Source organism: Bacillus proteolyticus, assembly GCF_001884065.1.
GTDB lineage: Bacteria > Bacillota > Bacilli > Bacillales > Bacillaceae_G > Bacillus_A > Bacillus_A proteolyticus.
Genome location: NZ_MACH01000010.1, coordinates 1 through 2,236, shown reverse-complemented (window position 1 = coordinate 2,236; position 2,236 = coordinate 1). Strand labels below are relative to the sequence as shown.

Genomic DNA, 2,236 nt, shown 5'->3' with positions numbered 1-2,236 from the left:
TATAGAGGTTGCTGTTTTAAATGACTTGAATCCCAACATAGAACGCACGCGTTTCTTAATAAAACGATGATCTTGTTCCACTATATTATTGAGATATTTAGCTTGCCTTAGTTGTATGCCTTCAGGCATATGTTTCTCTTCTTTCAACTCTTGAATCGCTACAGGATAGGCAGGGTTCCTATCTACTGTTATCACGCGAGGTTTAGAAACATACGAAAAAGCCAAGGCTTTCTTGAAAAAGCGCTTGGCTGCTTGTTTATCTCTTGATTTACTTAGATAAAAATCAATTGTATTGCCCTCTGAATCAACCGCACGATATAAGTACATCCATTGACCTTTTACTTTAATATAGGTTTCATCGACTCTCCACGAGTCATTTGTTGATTTAAGATGATGTCGTACTTTCTCTTCTAATTGAGGTCCATATTGATGAACCCAGCGCATAATCGTTGTGTGAGCAATTGATAATTCTCTTTCCTCCATCATTTCCACCAGGTTACGGAAGCTCAAATTGTACCGCAGGTACCACCTTACTGTTAATAAGATTAGTTCGGGCTGATAATGCTTCCATTTAAACAAATTCTCCTTTTCCATACTGATCACGCACCCTTTCTAGAGTAATAGTATCAGTATGTCCAAGATTTATAGATTCATTGCAATTTTCCCGAAGTTTTTGCACCAGAACCAAATCATGTATATCAATTTTACTAGAAAAGAAAAAAGAACCCTATAAAAACAAGGATTCTCATAAAATCTTGCTAGCGCTAATGTTGCATTATGTTAACTTTCTATAAATATCATATTCAACCCAAATTACCCTTATTGATGGTACAATTAAAGTCTTGGAGGGATATTATGGGATTTATTATGGATATTGTATTTTATTTTGGATTTTATTTTGGATTACTGTTTCTTATAATTGTTACCTCATTATCTTTATTTATTATGGCTGCATTACCAAAAATTCGGAATAAAAATCTATCATTCATAATGATCGGTTTAGGGATGAATATACTTGCTATTCCGTTGTCTTTTTTTATAGGTGGGATGGCAACAGATTCTCCTGAAAGTACTAGGTTAGATTTTTGGAAAGGATTTTTCTTTATTCAAAAAATACCGCTCTTTTTACTGATTTTTTTATTATTTTTAACTGTGGTGTTGTGGTTTATTCGTAAGAACAAGAAAAAAGTAAACATGTAGAATTTTAAAACGACTTCCAATAACGGGAGTTATGGTAATTAAATATTACAAGTGTATTTACTTTGAATTTTTATGAAAGGAGATAAAACAGTGTATTTATTAAGAAGGTTGATAGCAGCTATATTGTCAGCATTAATTATGTCTACGTCATTCGAAATACTTGATTTTGTTTTCGCTAATCCGTATCAATTTTCATTTCTAGATATATTTATGATAGCCATAATCTACATTAGTCCTATATTTATATTATTTGGAATTCCAGTTTCATTATTAATTGATTGGTTTACAAAAAAGGTCTTAAGTAAACTGAATTCTCCTAAAAAAATTCATTTAGTTCAACTATTTATTTATGCGATATTTGGCGTAATTTCATTAGGTATATTGTTTTCATTTGTTTTTATGGTACCTGGCTTAGTATGGAATGCTCTTTTTGGAATAATACCAGCTGTTTTATATTTCTTTGTATTATCGTCTTTAAAGAAAAGAGATAAATCAACATCCTGAATGTATACTTTTGTTGTTGATTTTGAGATTATTAAGGGATTCGAGATAAGGTTAATAATTATGGGAAAATGAATGTAAACTAATATCGAAAAGTTTACATTCGTATTTATAATAAAAAAGCACTTTTCAATGTTTCAAAAGTGCTTTAACTTGATGTGACGGAACCCCAAGTATGGAGAAATTTAAAAAAGTCCCTTAATAAGGCTAAAGGGACTTGGCTCACACAAATGATCTGCACATCAATTCACTTTTGATATACAGATCATTTGTATGATAATTTTTATAAATAATTGCGGAATAATGAATTTACATTACTGCTTTTAAAAGTTCTTGTACAAATGGAATGATTCCACCTACAAATTTTAAAACTGCCATTGCGATTGCCATAGTATTTCCTCCTCTTTTTTCGTATTAAGATATGATAATTTTTATAAATAATTGTGTAATAATGAACTTACATTACTGCTTTTAAAAGTTCTTGTACAAATGGAATGATTCCACCTACAAATTTTAAAACTGCCATTGCGATTGT

3 protein-coding genes are annotated in these 2,236 nt (G+C 30.7%); 2 read left to right on the top strand and 1 reads right to left on the bottom strand.

What is annotated here, in order from left to right; all coding sequences use genetic code 11:
- Positions 1–594, bottom strand: a 594-nt coding sequence (locus BAQ49_RS02635; RefSeq protein ID WP_071744079.1) for an IS6 family transposase, incomplete at its 3' end; no start/stop codon positions are given.
- Positions 595–867: 273 nt separating this feature from the next.
- On the opposite strand from BAQ49_RS02635, the gene BAQ49_RS02630 reads away from it, so the two are divergent.
- The gene (locus BAQ49_RS02630) at positions 868–1,200 is read left to right on the top strand and encodes a hypothetical protein (protein ID WP_071744080.1); all 333 of its coding nucleotides are present in this window, start codon (positions 868–870) and stop codon (positions 1,198–1,200) included.
- Between the two features lie 72 nt (positions 1,201–1,272).
- Positions 1,273–1,704 (top strand): hypothetical protein, encoded by a 432-nt coding sequence (locus tag BAQ49_RS02625; protein WP_206775235.1) that lies wholly within the window; start codon positions 1,273–1,275, stop codon positions 1,702–1,704.
- The last annotated feature ends 532 nt before the right edge of the window (positions 1,705–2,236 follow it).